The following is a 19,423-nucleotide window of genomic DNA, read 5'->3' on the forward strand; positions in this document are numbered from 1 at the left end:
TACTAAGACAGCTGAGGAATTCGCCTAACATAAAATTGTACAAATGCTTCCATATAAATCACTGATACAACTCAACAGAGATTCGAATGTTTCTCTCTATGTTCAATTGTGCAATAGTTTTATTCAATTGATTAGTAACGGAACCTTAAAGCCTTCGGATATTTTGCCCAGTACAAGAGTCCTTTCAGAACTAACGGGAATTAGCCGCAACACTGTGAAAGTCGCATACGAAGAACTTATGAGCCAGGGCTGGGCAGAATCTGTTGAACGTAAAGGTATATTTGTGCTATCTAAGCTTCCTGAGCTTTCAGATAAAAGAAAGCACACTTCTATTTCACATTTGGAAGAGAAACCAGATTCGTTTAAATGGAATAATCCGTTTACGGAAAAATTTGCTGTGGAGGATTTTCAAAAAGCAGTTCTGACAATTGATGACGGTTTTCCGGATGTTCGGCTCACACCAGTAGATCTTCTAATGCGGGAATACAGAAGCATATCCAAAAGATTCTATGGAAAGAACTTTCTAAAGTATGGTCATCCTAAAGGATCCGAACGCCTTCGAATGGCATTATGCAGATACCTTTCTGAAACAAGAGGCCTTGCTGTGAGTCCTGAAAATATAATAATTACAAAAGGAAGTCAGATGGGTATTTATCTGGCAACTCAGTTATTACTGACTTCATCAGACAAAATTGCTGTTGGGGTTTCAAATTACCGCTCAGCAGATGAAATTTTTAAATATAGCGGGGCTGCTCTTTTGAGAATACCAGTCGATGAATTTGGGATGGACATTGATTATTTAGCCGATACATTAAAGCATCAAAAAATAAAAGCCGTTTATATTATCCCTCATCATCACTTTCCAACTACTGTTACCATGAGCATGGAACGGCGGTTAAAGCTTCTTAAACTTGCTGAGGAATATTGTTTTGCTATAATTGAAGACGATTATGACTTTGATTTTCATTACAATAATAAACCTTATATACCGCTGGCCAGTATTGATCACAACCAAAATGTTATTTACATTGGTTCTATTACCAAAACTTTTGCTCCTGCACTTCGTATTGGTTTTTTAATCTCAGGCTCACAATTTGTAAATGCTTGTGCCTCGCTAAGACAGCTAATAGACAAACAGGGGGATTCTTTGATTGAAGAGGCATTTGCATCTCTTTATGATACAGGAGAAATGGAAAGACATTATCGTAAATCCATCAAAATATACAGACAGAGAAGAGATCTTTTTTGTGAAATACTCGAGACTAATTTTAAGGATGTGATCACTTTTAAAACTCCTGAGGGCGGCATGGCTGTGTGGTCTTTATTTGATAAAAAAATAAACCTGATAGAATTAGCCAACCGTGCAGAGAAGAAGGGCTTAAAGATTTCAGACGGTACGTTTTATAATAACGAACTCTTTAACCCTAATGGACTAAGGCTTGGATTTGCAGCACTTAACGAACGGGAAATTGAGCAGTCACTTTCTATTCTTCGGCAAATTATTTAAAAGCAAAGAATAGCTGATTTACATTGCTACGCTAATTCCTAACATGCATCTGCTAGTCTTTTCCTCATGATCATAGGCAGGCATAATCCATATTGTTACTTTTAATTTTGTAATTGTATATCTGAAATTGGGTCCAAGTCCATGGTATCTCCAATCCATAATTCCTAAACTTATCTTCTCTGAAAATTTGTAGAACATATTGACTTTATATAAGTAATTATCGGCACCACTTCCCTTTTCACCCAATGCCAGAAAAGTAACACTACCATTCTTTAACCAAATACTCGAAGAATATCGTGGTGAATGATGCCCTTGCTCAATACCGGCACTTGCCGAAATAACAACTCTTTCTATTGGTGAATAAGATAACCCGATTAATGCCTGTCCCCATTTTTCCCGGGTAAGTCCGAAAAAGGTCAATGCAAACTGATCGTTTATCTTTTTACTTCCAAAATAATCTATTATAGGTTCAATTGACCCATCGCTGTTTACTTTAGAATATAGCTCAAGTTGCGCCTGAGCCAACGTTGGAAAGGCAATTACAAAAAGAAACGCAAACCATTTTTTATTTCTATTTCTAAAATTTGTACTTCTTTGACAGAAGCTGGAAATCCATGTTTTTATATTTTCTAAAATTAATACTAATGCATCTGAATTTTTCATTTTATGGTATATCGGTGATCAGAAAGCAAAAGTAATGGACCGTTCCGGCTACTGCCGACCCCAGCTTTAAGAAAGCGGGTAACCCAGTGCTATTCTAAGATGATATACTGTATATGAGTTTCAATTCATTTTGTACATTTACAAGAAAATACGCTACGTCAAAATGCTTAGTATCTTACAGGAATATCTTACTGACAAAATTGTACTCTCTGAAACAGAATTGTTTTTGATTGATTCTGTATCAATAGTTAAGAAAATACGAAAGAAGCAATTTCTACTCGAGGCAGGAGAAGTGTGGAAATACAATGCATTTGTGTGTAAAGGGTTAATAAAAACATTTTCTATTGACAAGGATGGAAAAGAACATATTATAAATTTCTCTCCGGAAAATTACTGGTTTGGAGACCGTGAAAGTTTAACAAATAATACGCCTTCAAAGTTCAATATTGATGCAATTGAAAATTCTGAAATCATATTAATAAAAAAGGAAGATTTTGAAATGCTTTGTAATGAGATTCCCAGCTTCAATAACTTGGTAAATACTATTTTACAAAAGAGTTTTATGGTTTCGCAAAACCGCATACATGCCAACATAAGTTTTTCTGCAGAAGAAAAATACCAAAACTTTTTAGAGTCCAATCCTTTATTAATAAACCGTATTCCGCAACATATGATTGGGGCTTATCTTGGAATAACTCCAGAAACCATTACACGTATTCGTCGTAACCCGAAAAAGTAATTCTTATTTATTTTTCATTGACTTTTGTTTGTTTTTTTATCAGGCAAAAGTCAATGAAAATAAATGTTGTTGTACCAGATCTTTGTACTGTTAAATTATAAATTTAGTAATCATGACAAAGACAATTTTTATTACTGGTACCAGCACCGGATTCGGTAAACTGACAGCCACTACCTTATCTAAAGCGGGACATAATGTAATCGCCGGCATGCGTGCCACAAATGACAAAAACAAATCGGCAGCGGAAGAACTTTCTTCATATCCAAATATTGAAGTTGTAGAAATAGACGTTACAGATGATCTTTCAGTACAAACCGCATTTCAAAAAGTACTCAACAAATATGGAAAAATAGATGTTTTGGTAAATAATGCAGGATTATCAGGTTTCGGATTAGTCGAAGCTTTTTCAATTGACCAGATCAAAAGATTTTTTGAGGTTAATTTTTATGGTATCATTCGTACTTATCAGGCCGTGTTACCTTCTATGAGAGCTGCAAAAAGCGGTTTGGTAATTAATCTTACATCAGGTGCCAGTGGTCATTCCCTGCCCTTTATGGGACCCTATTTAGCTTCAAAATTTAGTGTAGAAGCTATTACTGAATCTCTTCAGGATGAATTAAAACAATTTAATATTGAAAACGTTACTATTCAGCCAGGCGTTTATCCAACCGAAATGAATAACGGATCGAAAACTGGTAATAATGCTGATTACACTGAAATTGCAAAAGCTTATGATCCGGTAGCAAGTGAAATGTTTAATGCTATTGGTGCAGGATTATTTGGAAAAATGCAGGAATTCAATATGGATCCGCAAACCATAGCCGATGGCATCTTGGAACTAATTATTATGTCCGATGGTACAAGGCCTTTACGTTTTCCTCTTGATGCTATTGCAGAAGGAACTGATATTGAATTTATAAATTCAAGAGCACAACACAAAGCTAAATGGCTGGCTAAATATACCAGTTAAAACTGTGGAAAATATAAAACTGTTAATATTTGGAATGGATAACTTTGTGTCACAATAAGCTAAGGCAGTTTTAATAAAAAGATTATCGAATTGTTTTTTTGACGCTACATTTTCCTTCGATCCCCAACAAGACATCCAAACCAAATTCTTGAAGCCATTGAAGACAGCCTTTACTTCCAGTAAGCCAATCTCTTCAAATATTCCATAAAATTTATTGAATTTGTCCAGTAGAGTTCAACACAGCCAAATGGCGCCAATTGAAGACAATTGACGCCATTTTTTTATATAACTATTATAAATAATGTAAGTTTGACTCATTTTTGCTTTTATTTTCGAATCAAGACTAAAATTAGCTGTAATATATACGTAGTCTGACTAAATATATTTTTTTTTTTAGAGTAAAAATCGACATCTTTTAAGATAAGAAAATAATATTCAATAAGCATTCCGGAAATAATGGACTAGCGATAAAGATCCTAAGTCAGAAATTAAATTATTGTAAATAAATTAATTTAAATACTTCCATAATCAGATTGTAGCATTTATTTGATTTGAGTATATATTTTATAAAAGCAAAAAAATCTTTATTTCTTTAAAATGTTCATATCATATAAACTTCTAGAAAAGTCATACATGATCTTCATCCCTTGTAAGTAACTTTATATAATCTTAACTATTGACACAAATTATGTATGAGCGAAAATTTCCTCGATTGCGTAATATATTATTTTTCCTTCCATAAGACCGGCAGTAACCATTTCATCAGCACCTAAAGAGGGCCCTCCTATTCGTATAACCGCATCACAGTGTTGGATTAAGTTTACAGCAATAGGGTGAAAAATCTTATTGAATACTGTATCTCCTATCACTTTAGAGCCTGCTGCTTCTATTAGTGGAAGTGCAAACCATTCACCCAAAACAGGAAGATGCCCTAAATTGTATATCTCCAGAGCAGCATCGGTCATTGCCTGAACGTTCGCGGCAATCAGTTGCGGGTCATCATGAGTACCAGATCTGTAAGGACCCGCCACCAAAATCATTAAGTTTTTTTTGTTGGACATTTTTTTCGTTTTAAAATTTAGTCAATTTGAATTATTAAGTATTTAGGAGATAAATGCATAGGTTTAAATTATTTACTTGCGTCACTAAGCCATGCAACCTTCTGCTCAGATTTGTGTGATGCCCCTATAATGTTTTTGTAAAGTTCTGGTCTTCTCGCATTAATATATCTGCTCCCTCCCGCTGCTTCAAGTTTTTCAGGTGTAATGAGTGCAATCGCAATATCAGCACCTAAAGCTGTACATTCTGCCACAACAGCCCCGAAGGGGTCAATAATCATGGAGCAACCATTTTTAAGCTGGTCATCATCCATACCAATAGGATTTGAAAAAACGCAATACATAGCATTATCGTATGCTCTGGCAGGCAGCCACCTCATAAGCCATTCTCTTCCTTTCAATCCATTGAATTCTGAGCGAAGCTGCTCGCTATCCTGCTCCTTGTTGTACCAAAGTTGGGGATCTACAAATCCAGCACCGGGTCGTGGAGAAGGAGTGCACATTGTTACATGTGGCATAAGCAGAATATCGGCTCCCAATAATTTCGTAGCCCGTACATTTTCGATAATATTATTATCATAGCAAATTAGAATACCGAATTTCCAGCCATAAAGTGTAAAAACACAGTACCCATTGCCCGGGCTTATATATGGGTTAATAAAGGGATGTAACTTCCTGAATTTACCTACAATTCCAGTTTTATCTACACATACGTAGGCTTTAAATACATTATCATTTTCATCCTTTTCAAATAATCCTGCGCAAATTGCGATTTCATTTTTTTCCGCAATTTGCCTCAGTACTTCTATACTCTTGCTCTCAGGTAAATATTCTGAAATATCGAGCATTTGCTCTTTAGTTAGTTTTCTGGCGAATGTATAGCCTGTAATCGAACATTCATGAAAAACGATCACTTTTACCCCTTCCCGGGCCGCATTTGCTGACAATGCAGCAATCTGTTGGAGATTATACACTTTGTCGGTACTTTTATTTTCAAACTGTGCTGTCGCAATTCTAATATCATTCATATTTTTTTTTTGACAAATTTACATACACGTTTTTACATGTAATTGTACATTTTCGTCAGCAAACAAGACTAGATTAACTGCTAGAGGGTTACAGATTTTCTGGTAAGCCGTTGGAGTAATTCCTGTTATTTGTTTGAATTGCCGTATAAGATGAGCCTGGTCATAATATCCTGAATCATAAACCAGCGGTGTCAAATCTTCATTAATTTTAATCTTACGTACCTCTCCAAGAAAATGGTGCAGCCTGATAATTCCTCCCAGCTTTTTTGGACTTAGCCCGACAACATCATTAAAAGCCCTTTCCAGGGAGCGCTGTTGCCAACCAGTATAGTCAAGTAGTTCTTTAGCTGTAAAAAGCCCTTTCTGAGTTAGCATCCATTGGGTAGCTGTAGAGACAATTGGATAGAGCTTCGCATTAAAAGGCTTTCTGCTGCTGAAAAAATGATTCAAAACTTGCACCATATCCTCCCTGCTTTGTAATACCTGCAATCTCTCTTGAATATGATTTACATCGGACCCAAATATTTCCTGCGAATCGACCAGTATATTCTTCAGTAAAGTTGCCTGGATGCCTAACAGACTGCTCATTCCGAATGGGTAAAAAACTGCAATGGCAAGAGAAATGGCTCCATTGGTTCTCAATGTTTTATGATCCGAAATCTGTCCATATACAAATGATCGCGGCAACTCATCATAATCTTCAGAATACAATGCCGTCTGCAGACAGAAAACCACGCCCGTATTACCATCGGAAAATATTCGTAGAACTTTTGTGAGTGTCTCAGCACTGCTTATGAAAAGATAATGTTTTATAAACGGCCTAAGATGCGGAGATGGAAGTAGCTGCATAAATAAAATCTTAAAAACTGCTCAATAAAATATGACTTGATGCTGAGTAACTTACTTTTCTAAACATGCGTTTCAGACATTCAAATTGCCGTCTTATTTGCTAAATAGTTAATCATTTACAATATTAACTTGCTGGATATCATTCAATTCGCCTTCTGAAAGACCACATTTCTTTAATATAGCACTGATAAATTCCGTTTTATCTGATGCATATTTTTCAATAGACCCTGAATTTTGAGCAAGTCTGTATTTTAATTCTTCGTACTGAGCAGCGGCTTTACTATTGCTTATAAGATAATCCCTAAACTGGATATGATTTTTCAAGGCCGTACTTCCGCTAACACATACATATAAATTATGCTTCATCCATAATTTGGGAGGATTTGTGAAAGGAATAAGCGCCGAGTCAGCAGTAAAGACATACCGGTCTGGAATGGCAACAATTCCCTTACTGGTATAACCCATTTTCAGTAGTTTCTCAGTAATTTCGGGTAGTGCTTCGACACTATCAATAACAATATCTATATCCAGTACAGGCTTGGAGGCAAGTCCTGTAACCGCAGTACTTCCAACATGCTGTAAGTCCGTAAACAGACCGCCAAGCCGCTTTCGAAAAACTTCGGAAAGTTCTTGATAAGCCACACTCCAATTAGGCGAAAAAGGTTCGATAATAATCTTCATTTTCAAAATATATAAGTATAACCAGAACAGTCAAATCTATAAAAAATATTTCCATACCCATTTAATATCTTTGATTACATTCTATTATAAACAATTAAATACTTACGTTTTATAACATTATGGTATTTCATATTCATATTCCTTTTTTAAGACATACTAATCCACCGTCAATCGTACCGATCCACTTTATATTTTGACTCTGTGATGCCATTGCGCTGATAGTACTTCCGCTAAGTGGATAAACAGTGAAAAGTGAAGTTATCGTATCTTTGTTTAAGGCCAGTGCATTGCCCCCTATCCATAAACTGGTTTCTTCCTGCATCAAGGACTTTAAACCATTAAGTTCACCAGGAATTGTCAATTCTGTCTTACCCTGGGTATTTAATTGCAGTACAGCTTTTACTGATGTGCCTGTCAGCAACACGTTGATCGTATTATTGTTCGCAACTGTTATTGCAGCGGGAAATGTGGATGGATAACCTTCCTGCTCCAAACTAATCCGTTTATAATGCATACCATCAAATTGAATTACACGTCCCTGAAAGACTAGATGATCAAATAGCCCCATCCAGATAGTACCATCGGGAGCAGCTGACATGGAAAGAATCAAATTGTCCTCAAACATATCATAACGGTACCACTTCCCTGTTATTTCATCAATGCGAATTAGTTCAGATTCTGTGCCAACCCACAGCCAGTGACGCACACTGTCATAGCTGCTGCATAATACTGTATTATTAGTAATAATACTGTTTGCATTACTGTATACAAACCAATGTGAGCCGTTGTAATTTGCCAACCCTTTGCTTGTGCCTACCCAAATCCCTCTGTTCTCACCGAAAGCCAAGGTGGTTATTTTATCGGATGGCAGGCCAGAGTTGTTGACATTGTAAACCTTCCATTTTCCGTCTCTTATCTGAACAAGACCCTTAGTGGTCCCGATCCAAAGTTTACTAATCTGCGAGTATGAAATGGCAGTAATTTGTTTGTCCGGCAATAAAGAGTTAGATGGGTCATAAACAAAGGATGTCCACTTATCAGTTTCAGTTAAATCAGTTGTATCAGAATCGGCGCAGCTAAATATTGCTAAAATGATTAAAATACACTGTAAATATTGAAGTAGTTCCTTTTTCATATGTCATATTTCAATGAAAATTCATAATTTCTCAGCAAAACTAAAAGACTATTTTCGAATCGTAGTACAATCATCTTTATAGATAAATATTTAGGATAGCAAAGATACCTCCGTTGTCGATATTTTATATACTGACAAAGGATAACTGATTACGCAAAATGTATAATTTACAAAGAAAGTTTTACATTATAATACTAATATCATTTTCAAAGTCTAAAATAATTTTGCTTAATAATTGAATCGATGAGGCTATATACCATTTACTTCTACAAGAATATAAGCAATATCAGATCGAAAAATCAAGTAGAAGACTCAATAAATTAATAGAGATGGAAAATTTTAATTATTTTTGTTCAAAATTCCAGATCGGCAACCTGGTATTAAAGCGACAATTCTTGCAAAGCCCTGAAATACTTACTTAGAGAACTCCTTTTCAGTTAATGTAAGTTTTAATTATTCAAATATAGCAAAGTTACTTATTATAAATTAATGGAAATGCGAGTTGCACATAACCGATTAGACCAAATCTACAATTCTGAAATTATTAACCTTCGAAATGTAAAGATTGCAAGTAATCAAGCTGCTGTAGTGGAGCATGTGACTTTATATGAAAATGCTGACACCTCACCTTTTCAAAGAAAAGAGGACGTGGTGCTAACACTTCTGCTGGAAGGTCAAATAAATTCTAATTATCAGGGAATCAATAATCAGTTTCAGGTTAGATCCCGTAATTGTACCTTTGTTTACGGACCTAATGATAATGAACATGAATTACAGGGTACACAACATATTGATAGTATGGCCATCGGTATTAACAAAAGATTTTTTGAGGAAATACTTCAGGATAATGACCCGTGGATGGAAGGGATAGTTAATAAAATAGAAAAAAAACAGCCATTTAGCTTCTCCAAGCATCCTTATAAACTTACTGCCGACATGTATCTTGTCCTAAAAAAAATTAGAAATACAAAATATGCTGACAATAGTATGAATACTCTTTACCTCCAAGGTCTATTGAGCGAACTACTGCTTCAGCAGTTCAAAGAAATTAAAACCTCTGAACATGCTTCCTATTATTTGGAAATAAAAGATGCAGATATAAAAAAAATACAGGAGTTAAAACTTTATATAGACAATCATTATCTGGAAGAATTTACTCTAGATTCGCTTGCAAGACTTTCAGGACTTAATACTTTTAAGATAAAAACAGGTTTCAAAGCACTTTATCATAAAAGTGTTTTTGAATACGTTCGTGGCAAACGAATGGATTATGCCTCAATGCTCTTGCTTGCTGGAGGAAACACAATTTCTGAAGTTGCCTACATATTAGGATATCAGCATGTACAACATTTTTCAACGGCTTTCAAAAAACACTTCGGAGTAACTCCTACCAAGTTTAAATTTTAAACCAAATTACCCATTAGCTTCGGGGTATAAATTTATGATAGTTGCCCATACTATAATCTCTGTAAATTTGTAGGCAGTGTACTATTTATATATCAATTTTCATTTGTATTAAGGGGTAGGGCTTGCCTAAACCATCTTTTAAAACCCTGCTTACAGGTTTAAAGCCTAACTTTCTGTAAAACGTGAATGCTTTAGTATTTTGTTCATTGACGGCAACCCTGTCGCATTTTAAATGGATAATAGCATACTGCATTAAAGCCTTACCTATACCTTTAGAAAAGTGTTGAGGGTCAATAAATAACATTTCTATATTTTTTTCCTCAAGACCTATAAAACCTGCAATTTCTTCATTTAAAAAGACACAATATAAATCCACATCTTTAAAATACTGTTTTATAAGTAGCTGTTTGTAGATGATTAAATCTTCTTCCTTTAAAAAATGGTGCGTAGCACGTACTGCTTTCTCCCACAGGTTTATAAGGTTATCAAAATCAGTTTCAACGGGAGATTTTATATTATATTCACTCATTATTTGCGATTACTTCGTAACAACCATAGCCACGCCTCTCCGATTTCATCATCCTGAACTATGCCGTAATATCCAAATCCGCAATTTTCTAAAATTTTCGTTGAGGCATTGTGCTCAGGAGCGGTTGTTGCAGTAATTTCTACAGTCGAATCGAATCTCAGGGCTATAGATATCAGTTCTTTACAGCTAAAAGTCGCAATTCCATGTCCTTCAAAGTCTTGAAAGGTCCAATATGCAATCTCTACCCTACCGTCATTGGGGCTTCCTTTAAAGCCGCAGGAACCTACAATTTGGTTTTTCCTGACAACAAAATACCCGATCCATGGGATATTGTAGCCAATCTGCTTATAGAATTCTTCATAACCTTGTATCAGCATTTGCGCATTATCCGAACGATATATTTCATTTGTGCCGTCAAGTGTTAATTCGATTGGTTTCAGTTTCAGTTCCATTCTATCTGTACTTTAATTGAAAAATTTTTAACATTCACTATTCAAAACTACTGCAGTTTTGGTATTTGCAAAAGTAAATTTTAGAAACTCAGTATATATACGCGATGCGTATAATTTAATACGGGCAAGGCATAGATATTGTTACTTGCCTTAATGACAATTTATCACTTAAATAACAACATACAAATAGCCGATATTATCTTGAGGAAAAACAATGTATTTATATGTATCATAAAAAGATAAGATGTTCAAATCGATTATTATTTCAATTTTCACATCTAAATTTTATTGCTAAATCTTGCCAAGCCCTTCAACAGAAATAATGCTGATTTTTTTTTATGCAGAAAAGTAGAACGCAAGCTGTTTTGAATAGACTTCAGAGAGCTGCTCAAATTTAGTAGATTTTGCAGATCATCAGGTTTTTCTGTGTGGGTGAACTGTCTTTTGGGTCAGATATGTAAATTTTCTTGCTGTAAAACATAAAGTCAAAAATTATACTTTTTGCGTAGCTGAAAATACTTTACAGGTAATTATGTGCTGAAACGAAATTCTACTTTTGCGCCCGATTCAAAGCCTATTCTATTATTACATATGTTAGTAATACTATAAGCCTGAATAAATCTTTAATCCTTTAAATTTGAATTGTTATGAAAAATATTTTTTATGTAGTGATCGCGGCGCTATTCTTTACCAGCTGTGATGATGATTCCCTAGTGGCTAGTGGCAGGAGCGTAACCGAGACTCGAGCTCTTGAAAGTTTCAACAAAATAAACATTAACGCTGGCAGAAACATTAAGGTTATGTATTCAAATCAAACAAGGATTACCATTACAGGTAGCGACAACCTGATAAGTCACTTACAATCCAGTGTTAGCAACGGAAAGCTTAACCTCCTTTATGACCAGGATCATATCAATCATGAGGACCTGGACATCACCATCACTGTTCCTTATTTTACAGAGTTACATATTAATGGAACACGTCAATTAACAACGCATGGTACCTTTGATTACACAGATAATATCGACATAGTTAGCAACGGTGAAAGTGAAATGAAATCCATTGATAATTTTACTGCTGCCAACCTCAATGTTAGACTAACAGGTAAAGGGATAGCAGACTTGCGTACATTGTCTGGTTCTAATGCTAAGGCTTCGATAGTAGGTAATGGCAAGATTTATATTAAAACAGGACAATCCCTGACAGCCCATATACATGGCAGTGGAAACATCTATTACCTCGGAAAGCCTCAGATAACATCTGATATTACAGGCACAGGTTCAGTATCGTCTTTATAAGTTCGTATATGGAAGTTTATCGATATAGATCGATATAACAAAATATCTTAACTATCAATTTTAAGTGGTACCTCCATTTTTTTAGCTTGCTTAAAGTTCAAAAATAAAAATTAACATTACAATTGTGTCCGCATACTACCTAGCAAACCTATTCAAGTATCCTTTTGTATATCAAACCTACTGCGTATTTTTTACAACTTATTTTTGAAGAATATTTATGTCCAATATAAAAGAAATACCTAGTACTTACAAATACCAAAAGATTCCATTTAACTTTAACAAAGTTAGTATCATAACTATTGTTTATTATTTCTCTTGATATTTCTCAACAACTACCCCTATTAATTGATGATCGAAGATTACATTAAAAAAATATTTTTACTATGATACAAGCTCCAGAATATAAAATTTGCTCAGAAAGTGATATTCCGCAGATTTTGAAAATATACAAACAATCGTACATTGAACATTACCTTCATTTGTGGACTGATAGTGGAGAGAACTATATGAAAACTAATTTCACAAAAGAAAAAATATTTTCAGAAATGAATGAAGATGATACCCGATTTTTTCTTATTTACGATGGGGAATTACCGGTAGGCATATTAAAAATTAACAACAATAAAGCTATAGATAAAACAAGAGACACGGAGTATTTAGAAATCGAGAGGATCTATTTTCTAAAAGAAGCCGCTGGAAAAGGTTTAGGAAAATCTACCATTAAAATGGTTGAACATCTTGCCACAGGTGAAAATAAAAAGGCAATATGGTTAAAAGCAATGGAAGATGCCGATGCAACAAAATTTTACGAAAAACAAGGTTTTGTAGTTATTGAACAATTTGATTTTTCTTATCCAAATATTAAAGACGAGTTTAAGAGAATGGTTCTTATGCAATTGCTCTTAAAAAGAACTGGAATTGAGGACTGACAATCTAATATTCATTCGTCTACATATAATTTCGTATTTCCAATACTACCTTTATTAAATTATCTAAATTGATATTTAATGAATCTCTCTATATGGCAATGCAGCATTCAATACGTATTAGAAAGAAATTATCTATCAATATGAAGCATATCGTGAATTTAAAGCCGTCAATGATATAATTAATATGAAAAATAATCTTCAATAAAAATATTTAAAAAAACCTCCAAAGTGATTGACTTTAAAGGTTTTTTTAAATTGTAAAAGAAGATTTTATAATATTAAGCTGAGATTCCACCATCAATTGTAAAACTGCTTCCTGTAATGTAACTTGATTCAGGACCCGCTAAAAAATTGACCAACGACGCTACTTCTTCTGGCTTGCCAAAACGCTTAAGTGGGATAGCATTAATAAAAGCTTCACGAATCGCATCATCCGAAGGCAACATGTCAGTGTCAATAGCGCCGGGCTCAACTGTATTTACTGTAATATTCCTAGGTGCCAAATCCCATGCAAGTCCACGAGTATAAGCTCCAATTGCTGCCTTGGTAGCGATGTAATCAGACATGTAAGGACTTCCAATACGATGAGCTCCAACAGATCCGATACTTACGATCCTACCACCATCTGGCATATATTTAACTACCGTACGTACAGCTTCAGATACGGCTCTGATGTTCACGTTGATCTGACGATCGTATTCAGCGATCCTTTCAGAAGCTGTTTCTAAAGATCCTTTTACCGAAATTGCTGCATTATTTACCAAAATGTCAATTTTGCCATATTTCTGGCTGATATCAGTAATAGCTTTTTCTAAAGCACCTTTCACTGAACTATCTATTTTGATAGCAAATGACTCTCCACCTGATTCTTTTATACTTTTTACCATATTTCCTGCTGTCTGTTCAGAACTCACATAACTGAAGATAACATTTGCACCTTCTGATGCTAAACGTTTTACAATTGCTGCACCCATGCCACGGGTTCCTCCTGTAACAAATGCTGTTTTACCTTTTAGTGTTGACATTATATATTTTATTAAATGATTATTAATTAATGTTTAGAAATAAATTATTTGGATACTAATGCTTACGTTTTAATCCATAACAATTACGATCTTACCTTGCGTGTGTCCTTTTTCAATTTCAAGATGCGCTTTGGCAATCTCCTTCCACGAAAAGACCTGCGATACATGCGGCACAAGTTTTCCTTCCTGTAATAGTTTTGCAACAAATTCCATATCCGGTCCGCTAAATGTTATCATATTATAAAACGCATTTATATTCAATTTCTTTGCTTTGATAGATTCATCTGCTGTTATACCGGACCAAAGACTAATAAGATTTCCTCCTGACTTAAGTACTTGCATACTTCGATTAATATGGCCGTCCGCTTTTACAGCTTCAATAACCAAATCAATATCTTTTACTATTTCCTCAAAAGGACCTTTCTGATAGTCAATAAACTCATCAGCACCAAGAGCTATTACAAAATCTTTTTTGGCACCTGATGCTAAAGCAAGTACATAACCTCCAAAATATTTGGCAAACTGAACGGCAAAATGTCCCACACCTCCCCCGGCTGCCGTTATAAATACACGATCGTTTTCTTTTATACCTACTTTATTGCTTGGTTGCAAAGCAGTAAGTGCCGCCAATGCAGAAGCTGCCGCCTGTTCATGACTAATATTTTTAGGTTTGATAGCTAATTGAGAAGCGGGAGCTGCAGCAAATTCTGCGTAAGTTCTCCCGATATAAGGATGTTTCAATACACCGAAGACGTCATCACCAATTTGAAAATTAGTCACGTTAGCGCCTTTTTGAACGACCTGACCAGAAACATCCCAGCCTAAAATTAATGGAACCTCTTCGCCGAATATCCAACTTACACTTTTATTTTCCCTAACAATCGCATCAGCAGGATTTATGCTTACTGCTTTTACTTTTATTAATACTTCATCGTCTTTAATATTTGGGACAGGAACAGACTCAAAAGTAAAATTTTCTACTCCACCCTGCTCTTTCAGTACAATCGCTTTCATTATCTCTATTTTATGATTTATTTGAGTGCAAAGTTATTTCCATTTAGCATAACTTTGTATTTAGTATAACCGATGTTACTAAAATCAAATCATGGCAAATTCTGTTAAAATAGATCAGCAAGAGGCAGCAAAAGCTTTAGCAGATACCATTTATGTCATCGGCGGCAAATGGAAGCTTCCAATCCTACATTCCATTTGTAATGGTAATATTAGATTTAAAGATATTGAAGAAAGTATTCCAGGACTCAGTAATAGAATGTTATCCCGGAATTTGAAAGAACTTGAAGAGAACAAGCTCATTACACGTGTAATGTCCGATGAAACTCTTTTTTATGAATACCATTTTACTGAATACTCAAAAGAATACGGAGACCTAATGCTGAAAATGATAGAATGGGGAAAATCGCATAGAAAAAAAATAATTCAATCTACATAATTCTCACTCAGTTTATAAATATTAATAATTGCACTTCTAAAATGTAGCTATCAGATTTATCATCCTTCTAATAGGTGACCAATCAAAATCAGGTATGGGTATCGGACATTACCTATATTCGGACTAAAAAAGGCTGGGCTTACCTAACTGCTGTTATAGATCTCTTTGACCGTAAAGTAGTAGGATGGTCGTTAAGTGAAACCATGAAAGTAATGGATACAACTATTGCCGTCTTTAAATAAGCCCTGCGTAATCGCCCTATAGCTGATAACCAGAAATTAATATTTCATTCAGAGAGAGGAATGCAATATGTTTGTAAAGACTTTGTTTCCATCTTGACAAAAAGTAACCAGATAGCCCAAAGCATGAGTAGAAAGGGCAACTGTTATGATAATGCAGTTGCTGAGAGTTTTTTCAAGACATTAAAAACAGAATTGATTTACCAAAACAAGTATCCAACGATAAAAAAAGCAAAAAAAAGTAATTGATTACATCAAAAATTTCTACGACAAATACAGAAGACATTCTGCTCTTGGAAATTTAACAATAGAAGAATTTTAAAAGAAACATCTTATTTATTAAAAGAAAACTACATCTCTTACTGATTTTTTTGCTAATTACCACTTCCAGAAATTAACTGTTTAGCGTAGATCAAAATACAATCTATTCAGAATATAAGAAAGATACAAATTTAAGAACTGCATTTGGCATTATAAAATCCAACCATTTTCTGAGTACACTTGTAGGTGACTATTTAAATGAAGTTTAGTAGCAAAAAGATCACAGAATAATTGAGTCTGGGGAATGGCGATTTTTCACTTTATGATGGACGATTTTCCCTTAACAATTTAAACTGCCGCTTGTAAATCTCTTTTATTCTTCTGTAATTCATTAAATATCGGCATATAACTAGTGCCCCATTTTTCCATGTGCGAAATTAATGGTAATAAAGTTTTACCCAGATCAGTCAGGAAATATTCAACTTTAGGAGGCAGTACCGGGTATATTGTTTTTCGTACCACACCATGATCTTCTAATTCTTTTAGCTGAAGATTCAAAACACGTTTGGTAGCATCAGGATGGCATCTGTGTATTTCACTCGGTCTTCTTACACCTTTAGATATAGAATCGATAAGACAGGGTTTCCACTTCCCTCCTATTATTTCAAGTGTTATACTCATTCCGCAGTCAAAATCTTTTGGAATCTTTTTTTCGTACATAGCAGCTATATTTTTTATAGGTACAAAAATAAGCATATAATCAATACGGGCTCTATAACCTTATATGGATAATATTATCCCCATACGAACCTTTTATCCATTATTGCATCACTACAACGGTCAAGATAACTTTGCCGAATAATTTTTAACAATATAAAAATGGAACTTTCAAACAGAGAAAAAGCTGCTGCAATTCAAAACAGTATCGAAACCGAAACTTTAGGACAAATAGGCTTAATTAATCCTAAATCATACAAACAGCACAATATTAATGTAGCCGACGGTTTTGATGCAATTATGGCCCTGCACGATTTAATGCCGATGGAAAAAGTTTACACCAATGTGGTAAGGGCTTTTCAGGATGGCGATATCGGATTTGTGCATGTCGATTATTATTTATTTGAACCAACGGTCGCTTTTGATATTCACCGATTCGAAAATGGTGTGAGTGTAGAGCATTGGGATAATTTACAGACGAATCCTAAAAAAGTAAACAAGAGCGGAAGAACAATGACAGATGGTAAAACAAAAGCTATTGATCATCATTTAACAGATGCTAACAAAGAACTAGCTTCATCTTTTGTTTCAGAAGTTTTGGTAGGCAAAAAATTTAATGAAGCTTCAAAATATTTTGACGGCGACATCCTTATTCAGCATAATCCTGATATGGGAGACGGTGTCTCGGAGTTTTTTAGTGTTTTGAAACAATGGGAAAATAATGACAAAGCACAAGTTTACACTGCTGTACATAAAGTTTTGGGAGAAGGAAACTTTGTTTTGGTTTTAAGTGAAGGTTACGTTGGAAAAACACATTCGGCTTTTTATGATTTGTACCGAATTGAAAATAATAAAATCATAGAGCATTGGGATGTTATTGAAGAAATTCCATCTTTAGAGAATCAGAAGAACACAAACGGAAAATTCTAACCGATTCCTTTTAAAAGTCATGAAGCTTTTTGCTAAATATGTCAATACCCTTTTTGTGGTTACAGCAATGACACTGATAATGGCAGTTTGCGTACTCATTTTAAATAATGGATATGAAAAAGAAGGATGGATTTTTACGTTTTTTAAATCCTGGCTCATTATGCTGCCCATTGCTTATGTTAGCGCCCTGATCATTATCCCTTTGGCTAATAAACTGACGCTTTATATTTTTAGAGCGTAATTGGGAATTTATTTCATTTTAAGAGGCTGTCCGAAAAGTAATTTCGGGCAGTTTTTTTTGTTTTTCAGATTGATTTTTCTTACACTTAAATACTAAAATCAATGATTATGCAGCCAGTTTTTTGCTTTTAGTAAAAATTATATGATGAAACAATCGTTTAGAACCAAGTTGTTTTGTTCACTATATTTGAATGTTCATTTAAAATGAAAGAGATATAATAATGAACAAATAAATATAACTTTAATTTTTTATACAATTTGTAGATGACAATCAAAAAGTAGTATTAAAAGATAATCTTGGTATTCAGGCTGTCTATTTTCATTCTAATTCAGACACAGAAATTCAACTCCACAATGGCCATGCAAAATGACTTTTATGTATATGGTAAGATGAAAAACGGCAATGACAATATCTATGATTTAAATACCTTATTTTCGTTTAGAAAAGTCAACAAATCAAGCGTATTATAGTGTTCAGCGTCTTCCGTTTGTTTTAGAATCGGTGGAAGGAATGGAAAATAATAAAATGTTTTTCAAAATAAAAAAGAACAATCTATTTGGTTATTTTCCATTAAATAAAGAACCAAAATACAAAACACTAGAAAAATTTCAGGATAATTTTGCTCGTTTCCAATTACCAAACGGCCAGAAGGGCTGGATTGATTTAACAGGGGAGAGAATATTTGGACAATTAAAATTAATACAGATGAAAACAAACCTTTTTATTCTTCTCCTTTAAGATTTCTGAATACCATTTATGGACAAAGAGAAGCTGAATTACAAATAATTAACCACAATTAAAAAAAGATATTGAAATCAAAAAAGACAGCAAATGAGTGGATATGAAAACAAAAACTAGAGAAAAAATTAAGCTACATTCTTGTAATTATTTAGCTTCTTAAATTTTTCAATGGTTTTTATAATCCAAAGCCTAATGCCTTGTTTTTTTTATTGTCCCAAATTTCTCTAGAAATAATTTACTGCCTTAAACCAATACAGTTTTTAAAAGTTCACATCAAATACCAACAGGATATCCAAACCAAATTACTAAAGCCACTGGAAGACAGATAACTACATATAATCAGCCAAAAGGCGCCAATTGAAGACAATTGGCGCCTTTTTTCAATTACGCTATCAGGCAAGGTAACTTTGGATTTTTTACATTTATTTTCTCTCTGCAAAAAGAGACTTTAAAAACTTAAATAAAACGATTATTAAGCTTAGCTCTAAACTTTAAGGGTGTTTCGTTTGTTTTGTTTTTGAACAATTTACTAAAGCTCTGAAGGTGTTCGAATCCCAGCTCATACGCAATTTCA

At 34.3% G+C, this 19,423-nt stretch carries 24 protein-coding genes; 12 read left to right on the forward strand and 12 right to left on the reverse strand.

Translation table 11 applies throughout. The features are described 5' to 3' along the window. The first annotated feature begins 43 nt into the window (after positions 1–43). On the forward strand, positions 44–1,507 hold the full coding sequence (locus SD960_RS02550; protein WP_318800676.1) for a PLP-dependent aminotransferase family protein: 1,464 nt from the start codon (positions 44–46) through the stop codon (positions 1,505–1,507). Between the two features lie 18 nt (positions 1,508–1,525). Here the strand turns inward: SD960_RS02550 and SD960_RS02555 are convergent, their stop codons facing one another. Further along, positions 1,526–2,170, reverse strand: a complete 645-nt coding sequence (locus SD960_RS02555) for a hypothetical protein (protein WP_121321683.1) — start codon at positions 2,168–2,170, stop codon at positions 1,526–1,528. A 163-nt stretch (positions 2,171–2,333) separates the two neighbouring features. On the opposite strand from SD960_RS02555, the gene SD960_RS02560 reads away from it, so the two are divergent. Together SD960_RS02560 and SD960_RS02565 are read left to right on the forward strand one after the other, a co-directional pair. Beyond that, a complete protein-coding gene (locus SD960_RS02560) occupies positions 2,334–2,909 on the forward strand; it encodes a Crp/Fnr family transcriptional regulator (RefSeq protein ID WP_121321685.1) in 576 nt (191 codons plus the stop codon). A 112-nt stretch (positions 2,910–3,021) separates the two neighbouring features. Next, entirely contained in the window at positions 3,022–3,879 is an 858-nt protein-coding gene (locus SD960_RS02565; RefSeq protein WP_121321686.1) for an SDR family oxidoreductase, read from the forward strand. 686 nt (positions 3,880–4,565) lie between these two features. Here the strand turns inward: SD960_RS02565 and SD960_RS02570 are convergent. The 5 genes from SD960_RS02570 to SD960_RS02590 form a co-directional block, all read right to left on the reverse strand. Then, positions 4,566–4,940, reverse strand: coding sequence for a DUF4406 domain-containing protein (locus SD960_RS02570; RefSeq protein WP_318800678.1), 375 nt, complete (start codon positions 4,938–4,940; stop codon positions 4,566–4,568). Positions 4,941–5,008: 68 nt separating this feature from the next. Continuing rightward, positions 5,009–5,965 carry a nitrilase family protein gene (locus tag SD960_RS02575; protein WP_318800680.1) on the reverse strand — a complete coding sequence of 319 codons (957 nt, stop codon included), beginning with the start codon at positions 5,963–5,965 and terminating at the stop codon, positions 5,009–5,011. An 18-nt stretch (positions 5,966–5,983) separates the two neighbouring features. Continuing rightward, on the reverse strand, positions 5,984–6,814 hold the full coding sequence (locus tag SD960_RS02580; RefSeq protein WP_318800681.1) for a helix-turn-helix domain-containing protein: 831 nt from the start codon (positions 6,812–6,814) through the stop codon (positions 5,984–5,986). A 108-nt stretch (positions 6,815–6,922) separates the two neighbouring features. Further along, positions 6,923–7,495 carry a GrpB family protein gene (locus SD960_RS02585; RefSeq protein ID WP_318800682.1) on the reverse strand — a complete coding sequence of 191 codons (573 nt, stop codon included), beginning with the start codon at positions 7,493–7,495 and terminating at the stop codon, positions 6,923–6,925. A 133-nt stretch (positions 7,496–7,628) separates the two neighbouring features. Continuing rightward, entirely contained in the window at positions 7,629–8,630 is a 1,002-nt protein-coding gene (locus SD960_RS02590) for a hypothetical protein (protein WP_318800683.1), read from the reverse strand. 495 nt (positions 8,631–9,125) lie between these two features. On the opposite strand from SD960_RS02590, the gene SD960_RS02595 reads away from it, so the two are divergent. Continuing rightward, on the forward strand, positions 9,126–10,037 hold the full coding sequence (locus tag SD960_RS02595; RefSeq protein WP_158596313.1) for a helix-turn-helix domain-containing protein: 912 nt from the start codon (positions 9,126–9,128) through the stop codon (positions 10,035–10,037). A gap of 85 nt (positions 10,038–10,122) precedes the next feature. Here the strand turns inward: SD960_RS02595 and SD960_RS02600 are convergent, their stop codons facing one another. Continuing rightward, positions 10,123–10,566, reverse strand: coding sequence for a GNAT family N-acetyltransferase (locus SD960_RS02600; protein ID WP_318800686.1), 444 nt, complete (start codon positions 10,564–10,566; stop codon positions 10,123–10,125). After that, on the reverse strand, positions 10,566–11,018 hold the full coding sequence (locus SD960_RS02605) for a GNAT family N-acetyltransferase (RefSeq protein WP_121321702.1): 453 nt from the start codon (positions 11,016–11,018) through the stop codon (positions 10,566–10,568). Before SD960_RS02605 ends, SD960_RS02600 begins: the two co-directional genes overlap by 1 nt. Before the next feature lie 647 nt (positions 11,019–11,665). On the opposite strand from SD960_RS02605, the gene SD960_RS02610 reads away from it, so the two are divergent. Both SD960_RS02610 and SD960_RS02615 read left to right on the forward strand, forming a co-directional pair. Then, entirely contained in the window at positions 11,666–12,316 is a 651-nt protein-coding gene (locus SD960_RS02610) for a GIN domain-containing protein (RefSeq protein WP_318800689.1), read from the forward strand. A 383-nt stretch (positions 12,317–12,699) separates the two neighbouring features. Next, positions 12,700–13,245 (forward strand): GNAT family N-acetyltransferase, encoded by a 546-nt coding sequence (locus tag SD960_RS02615; RefSeq protein ID WP_121321706.1) that lies wholly within the window; start codon positions 12,700–12,702, stop codon positions 13,243–13,245. 278 nt (positions 13,246–13,523) lie between these two features. On the opposite strand, the gene SD960_RS02620 is transcribed toward SD960_RS02615, so the two are convergent. Further along, entirely contained in the window at positions 13,524–14,270 is a 747-nt protein-coding gene (locus SD960_RS02620) for an SDR family NAD(P)-dependent oxidoreductase (protein WP_121321708.1), read from the reverse strand. A 69-nt stretch (positions 14,271–14,339) separates the two neighbouring features. After that, positions 14,340–15,284, reverse strand: coding sequence for an NADP-dependent oxidoreductase (locus tag SD960_RS02625; RefSeq protein ID WP_121321710.1), 945 nt, complete (start codon positions 15,282–15,284; stop codon positions 14,340–14,342). A 91-nt stretch (positions 15,285–15,375) separates the two neighbouring features. Between SD960_RS02625 and SD960_RS02630 the strand changes: the two genes are divergently transcribed. From SD960_RS02630 to SD960_RS23680, 3 genes are all read left to right on the forward strand, one after another. Continuing rightward, positions 15,376–15,720 (forward strand): winged helix-turn-helix transcriptional regulator, encoded by a 345-nt coding sequence (locus SD960_RS02630; RefSeq protein WP_121321711.1) that lies wholly within the window; start codon positions 15,376–15,378, stop codon positions 15,718–15,720. A 74-nt stretch (positions 15,721–15,794) separates the two neighbouring features. Then, positions 15,795–15,962 carry a DDE-type integrase/transposase/recombinase gene (locus SD960_RS23675; RefSeq protein WP_121321713.1) on the forward strand — a complete coding sequence of 56 codons (168 nt, stop codon included), beginning with the start codon at positions 15,795–15,797 and terminating at the stop codon, positions 15,960–15,962. Between the two features lie 60 nt (positions 15,963–16,022). Then, on the forward strand, positions 16,023–16,208 hold the full coding sequence (locus SD960_RS23680; protein ID WP_121321714.1) for an integrase core domain-containing protein: 186 nt from the start codon (positions 16,023–16,025) through the stop codon (positions 16,206–16,208). 360 nt (positions 16,209–16,568) lie between these two features. On the opposite strand, the gene SD960_RS02635 is transcribed toward SD960_RS23680, so the two are convergent. Next, entirely contained in the window at positions 16,569–16,940 is a 372-nt protein-coding gene (locus tag SD960_RS02635) for a winged helix-turn-helix transcriptional regulator (RefSeq protein WP_121321833.1), read from the reverse strand. A gap of 159 nt (positions 16,941–17,099) precedes the next feature. On the opposite strand from SD960_RS02635, the gene SD960_RS02640 reads away from it, so the two are divergent. The 3 genes from SD960_RS02640 (at position 17,100) to SD960_RS02650 (ending at position 18,846) form a co-directional block, all read left to right on the forward strand. Beyond that, positions 17,100–17,867, forward strand: a complete 768-nt coding sequence (locus SD960_RS02640; protein WP_121321716.1) for a hypothetical protein — start codon at positions 17,100–17,102, stop codon at positions 17,865–17,867. 19 nt (positions 17,868–17,886) lie between these two features. Next, entirely contained in the window at positions 17,887–18,108 is a 222-nt protein-coding gene (locus SD960_RS02645) for a DUF2798 domain-containing protein (RefSeq protein ID WP_071637754.1), read from the forward strand. A 510-nt stretch (positions 18,109–18,618) separates the two neighbouring features. Then, positions 18,619–18,846, forward strand: a complete 228-nt coding sequence (locus tag SD960_RS02650; RefSeq protein WP_121321718.1) for a hypothetical protein — start codon at positions 18,619–18,621, stop codon at positions 18,844–18,846. A gap of 459 nt (positions 18,847–19,305) precedes the next feature. Here the strand turns inward: SD960_RS02650 and SD960_RS02655 are convergent. Beyond that, positions 19,306–19,423: helix-turn-helix domain-containing protein (locus tag SD960_RS02655; RefSeq protein ID WP_318800699.1), on the reverse strand; the 118-nt coding region annotated here is incomplete at its 5' end.

Origin of the sequence: Flavobacterium sp. MMLR14_040 (assembly GCF_033657265.1) — a bacterium.
Lineage (GTDB): Bacteria > Bacteroidota > Bacteroidia > Flavobacteriales > Flavobacteriaceae > Flavobacterium.

Coding starts and splice junctions, on each gene's coding strand:
- SD960_RS02550 (WP_318800676.1), top strand. CDS start 44: ATGCTTCCATATAAATCACTGATACAACTCAACAGAGATTCGAATGTT.
- SD960_RS02555 (WP_121321683.1), bottom strand. CDS start 2,170: ATGAAAAATTCAGATGCATTAGTATTAATTTTAGAAAATATAAAAACA.
- SD960_RS02560 (WP_121321685.1), top strand. CDS start 2,334: ATGCTTAGTATCTTACAGGAATATCTTACTGACAAAATTGTACTCTCT.
- SD960_RS02565 (WP_121321686.1), top strand. CDS start 3,022: ATGACAAAGACAATTTTTATTACTGGTACCAGCACCGGATTCGGTAAA.
- SD960_RS02570 (WP_318800678.1), bottom strand. CDS start 4,940: ATGTCCAACAAAAAAAACTTAATGATTTTGGTGGCGGGTCCTTACAGA.
- SD960_RS02575 (WP_318800680.1), bottom strand. CDS start 5,965: ATGAATGATATTAGAATTGCGACAGCACAGTTTGAAAATAAAAGTACC.
- SD960_RS02580 (WP_318800681.1), bottom strand. CDS start 6,814: ATGCAGCTACTTCCATCTCCGCATCTTAGGCCGTTTATAAAACATTAT.
- SD960_RS02585 (WP_318800682.1), bottom strand. CDS start 7,495: ATGAAGATTATTATCGAACCTTTTTCGCCTAATTGGAGTGTGGCTTAT.
- SD960_RS02590 (WP_318800683.1), bottom strand. CDS start 8,630: ATGAAAAAGGAACTACTTCAATATTTACAGTGTATTTTAATCATTTTA.
- SD960_RS02595 (WP_158596313.1), top strand. CDS start 9,126: ATGCGAGTTGCACATAACCGATTAGACCAAATCTACAATTCTGAAATT.
- SD960_RS02600 (WP_318800686.1), bottom strand. CDS start 10,566: ATGAGTGAATATAATATAAAATCTCCCGTTGAAACTGATTTTGATAAC.
- SD960_RS02605 (WP_121321702.1), bottom strand. CDS start 11,018: ATGGAACTGAAACTGAAACCAATCGAATTAACACTTGACGGCACAAAT.
- SD960_RS02610 (WP_318800689.1), top strand. CDS start 11,666: ATGAAAAATATTTTTTATGTAGTGATCGCGGCGCTATTCTTTACCAGC.
- SD960_RS02615 (WP_121321706.1), top strand. CDS start 12,700: ATGATACAAGCTCCAGAATATAAAATTTGCTCAGAAAGTGATATTCCG.
- SD960_RS02620 (WP_121321708.1), bottom strand. CDS start 14,270: ATGTCAACACTAAAAGGTAAAACAGCATTTGTTACAGGAGGAACCCGT.
- SD960_RS02625 (WP_121321710.1), bottom strand. CDS start 15,284: ATGAAAGCGATTGTACTGAAAGAGCAGGGTGGAGTAGAAAATTTTACT.
- SD960_RS02630 (WP_121321711.1), top strand. CDS start 15,376: ATGGCAAATTCTGTTAAAATAGATCAGCAAGAGGCAGCAAAAGCTTTA.
- SD960_RS23680 (WP_121321714.1), top strand. CDS start 16,023: ATGCAATATGTTTGTAAAGACTTTGTTTCCATCTTGACAAAAAGTAAC.
- SD960_RS02635 (WP_121321833.1), bottom strand. CDS start 16,940: ATGTACGAAAAAAAGATTCCAAAAGATTTTGACTGCGGAATGAGTATA.
- SD960_RS02640 (WP_121321716.1), top strand. CDS start 17,100: ATGGAACTTTCAAACAGAGAAAAAGCTGCTGCAATTCAAAACAGTATC.
- SD960_RS02645 (WP_071637754.1), top strand. CDS start 17,887: ATGAAGCTTTTTGCTAAATATGTCAATACCCTTTTTGTGGTTACAGCA.
- SD960_RS02650 (WP_121321718.1), top strand. CDS start 18,619: ATGGAAAATAATAAAATGTTTTTCAAAATAAAAAAGAACAATCTATTT.